This window comes from Aestuariivirga sp. (assembly GCF_037139295.1).
Classification (GTDB): domain Bacteria; phylum Pseudomonadota; class Alphaproteobacteria; order Rhizobiales; family Aestuariivirgaceae; genus Aestuariivirga.
Window position 1 is genome coordinate 1 of the sequence record NZ_JBAXGR010000221.1, and the last position, 2,986, is coordinate 2,986.

Here is a 2,986-nt window from a genome sequence, read left to right on the forward strand (position 1 = left end):
AGCCCTATACCTTCTGTTTGAGCCTGACGACGTTTGCCGCCTTCTCGCCCTTTGCTGCCAAAGCACAATCACAGCGCGCAGCGCCTGATAGAAGTGTTCGGGTAGTCGACAGGTAACAAAGCCGGAGATCTCGTTCAGCCTCCTGAGGGGAGACTAGGTTCGAAACCTGTCGGTTACGCCACTCCTAAACGTCATTTGCGGAGTGGCGCAGACACGCTCGCCCTCCCGAAACGCTCAAGCGAGGGCGTAATTGGCCACTGAGTGAGCGGCCTGGCTTCGCAGCGCGATGAACACAAGTTCTGTCTGCGGCGCACTCTAACCCCAGTCGCCTGACGCGATGACGGACGCGCGATTGCCAACCATCTGGAAGAGAAACCGGGTGGCCGGAAGCTGCGCAAGGTGAAGATGCCCTTTGCCGCGCACGGTGTCTGGCGGCAGTCTGCTCAGCAGGGTGGCGAAGCGTCGCCCTTGCGCCGTGGCGAGCAGCCGGTCAATGCCGCGAAGCCTCTCGGGATCGGGAAGCCAACGCTCTTCGCCATTCTGGCACGAGAAGAAATCAAGGCTCCCAGGCTTGGCTCTCGAACACTGATTTCGGCTATCGAGTTCAGCCGATACGTCGAGACCGTGATGTGGGTGCGCTCGGCAGTAATGTCGGTGAAGGTCGCCATGCTGGAAGCCATCGCGCGCCCTGATCAACCCGATGATCGACGCCGAGTTGCTCGACAACGCCCGCAGGCGAACTACCCCTTGTTTCCAATTGGCCAGATCGAAATGATGGCGGAGGGAAAGGTGCCGGCAGCTAACACTCTCTGCTTGCAAGATATTGATTTTGTTGAGTTCACATTTCGACCGAGTTCGAATCCCGCGCGTAGATCCGCAGGGGTTCTCTGAAACTAACGCCCTTTTCCGCAATTACGGTCGTGCGACGTTGAAACCAGGCAACCACTCACTTGGCTATAGGTCCGGGAGCGTTCGGTTGTTGTTGGGTCCAGAGTACGACACATAATGTAACTGCAGTGCTAGCCCTCGATGCCGATGATGAACAGCACCGCGAAATCCACCTTGCTGCAATTGACGACCGGGGGCATGGCATCGCCCGGCGCTACGGGGAAGAGCTCGGCGGGAACGGCCGCAGGTATGCACGCCTTCCCGGCGGCATTCGGCCTGTAGCGCGCCGAGCGGCAGCGGAGGTGGGTAACGTCATAGACGGTGGCGCCGCCGCTCAGGCTCCACGCTTGCGCGCCCGAAGCATCCTTCGGTGCGACGGTCAACACCGCTTGCGCGGCACGGTTGCCCGTCACCAGATAGCGACCAGGCGGCAGACCTAAGGTCGGCGCTTCCATGATGAGGCCGTGTTCCTCCAGCCACCAGTCTCCGGCATCAAACGACCAGTTGGCCGGCGCCGTGCCACCCGCTGCAACCAGTGCCTCGTAGTTCCGCAGCTGCACGCCGCGCGGGCCCGGATCGAGCGTCCACAGCCCCCAGGCTTCCGCTCCGGTGCCGCTGGTAGCCGTCGGCGCTGCCAGCGCCGCGATGAACTGCGTGGGGATGGGCTTGAACCCACTTTCGGCATAGGTGGGACGCGGTACTGCAGCGGCCAAAAGGACCATTAGCAGCGAGCCCAGAAGCAGGCAGCGGTTTCGGATGCCTCGGGTCATCGGCAGTCTCCGTCAGGGGTGGGTGGTGTAGCGAGACGCGATAGCACTTTTTGCACGCACGCTAGCGGGCGGCGGATGATATCGGGTGGATGGTTACGTCCGATCCTCTAACGGCTAGCCCCCGAACCTCAGAGTCCATCCGAGAAGATTGGCTTCATGGATAGGCCGCATAACAGCAAAACCAGATGCGCCAGATCCTCTCTTCGATCAAGCGCCCAAACGTCTCAAATTATCTGGCGACGGACAGGCCATTTCGGCATCGCCGGTAGAAGAGCATAGTTTTCTAACTATTCAAGACCGCTTCGCTTACCACTTGGTCAGCGCGGACGGCCGCCATGTGCCGGGTGATCGAGGGTCAACGTTACCCGGCAGGGCGGTCCGGGGTCGATCCGGCGGCGGATCACGCGGAACACGTCCGCTCCGACTGCGATCTCGTCGCCGGGAACGGGAATCACCGGCATGACGTGCGGCAGGTCCGCTCCGCCACACTCTGCGAAACGCAGCTGCGAAGTGCCGGTGGGCAGGTAGACAACAAGGACATCTTCGGCTTTCATGCGCACGACAACCGGTTCGGGGCGCAGCGCGCAACCCGCCCCAAGAGGAGATTTACGATGTCCGTTTCCCGACTTGCCAAGATCGTCATGGTGCTGGGTCTTTCCGCCTTTGCCTTCATGGTCACTTTCAACAACATAACCGATTACAATTCGAACTTCGAGTTCGTGAAACACGTGCTTAGCATGGACACGACCTTCCCGGGCAACAAGGGGATGTATCGCGCGATCACCAGTCCGACGCTTTGGACCCTGGGGTACTGGGGGATCATCCTAGGCGAGGGGCTGACCTGTGTGCTGCTGCTGATCGGCGCCATCGAGATGCTCCGCGCCCTGAGACGGCCGCCGCAAGAGTTCGACGCCAGCAAACGGTTTGTGATTGCAGGTGCCACCCTGGGATTTCTGGTGTGGTTCTTCGGTTTCATGGTCGTGGGCGGCGAGTGGTTCCTGATGTGGCAGTCGGGCACGTGGAATGGCCAGACGGCGGCCTTCCAGTTCTACATGTCGATGCTGGCCGTATTGCTCTTCGTCAACCAGCCCGAACGCGCCTGACGGCTTCCAGCCCTTCGGCCCGACGGGTCTGACCAAAGCCGGGCTGTGGTTCCGGCGCAGTCGTCTTCCCATGATCTTCTACTCGCTCGCAGCATCATGCTGCCCAGTTCAGACCGTGCGGGCAAGGCCGGCGAGACCCGGGTGTATGTTCGCATCGCTGGCGTCGTAGCCAGGCTCCAGCGATCAAATCAACACCCTCAGCAGCGCGAACAGCAGTCCTGCCAG

At 61.1% G+C, this 2,986-nt stretch carries 4 protein-coding genes; 2 read left to right on the top strand and 2 right to left on the bottom strand.

The genetic code is table 11. The features are described from left to right. The first annotated feature begins 399 nt into the window (after positions 1–399). Positions 400–891 (top strand): hypothetical protein, encoded by a 492-nt coding sequence (locus WCJ41_RS21090; protein ID WP_336907804.1) that lies wholly within the window; start codon positions 400–402, stop codon positions 889–891. A gap of 128 nt (positions 892–1,019) precedes the next feature. Here the strand turns inward: WCJ41_RS21090 and WCJ41_RS21095 are convergent, their stop codons facing one another. Together WCJ41_RS21095 and WCJ41_RS21100 are read right to left on the bottom strand one after the other, a co-directional pair. After that, positions 1,020–1,658 carry a hypothetical protein gene (locus tag WCJ41_RS21095; RefSeq protein WP_336907805.1) on the bottom strand — a complete coding sequence of 213 codons (639 nt, stop codon included), beginning with the start codon at positions 1,656–1,658 and terminating at the stop codon, positions 1,020–1,022. Positions 1,659–1,975: 317 nt separating this feature from the next. Next, positions 1,976–2,212: a hypothetical protein gene (locus WCJ41_RS21100; protein ID WP_336907806.1), complete on the bottom strand. Its 237-nt coding sequence runs from the start codon at positions 2,210–2,212 to the stop codon at positions 1,976–1,978. A 57-nt stretch (positions 2,213–2,269) separates the two neighbouring features. On the opposite strand from WCJ41_RS21100, the gene WCJ41_RS21105 reads away from it, so the two are divergent. Beyond that, entirely contained in the window at positions 2,270–2,761 is a 492-nt protein-coding gene (locus WCJ41_RS21105) for a DUF2165 domain-containing protein (RefSeq protein ID WP_336907807.1), read from the top strand. Positions 2,762–2,986: the final 225 nt, after the last annotated feature.

Bases quoted from the DNA above. Each gene is read 5' to 3' on its own strand.
- WCJ41_RS21095 (WP_336907805.1), bottom strand. From the start codon at position 1,658: ATGACCCGAGGCATCCGAAACCGCTGCCTGCTTCTGGGCTCGCTGCTA.
- WCJ41_RS21100 (WP_336907806.1), bottom strand. From the start codon at position 2,212: ATGAAAGCCGAAGATGTCCTTGTTGTCTACCTGCCCACCGGCACTTCG.
- WCJ41_RS21105 (WP_336907807.1), top strand. From the start codon at position 2,270: ATGTCCGTTTCCCGACTTGCCAAGATCGTCATGGTGCTGGGTCTTTCC.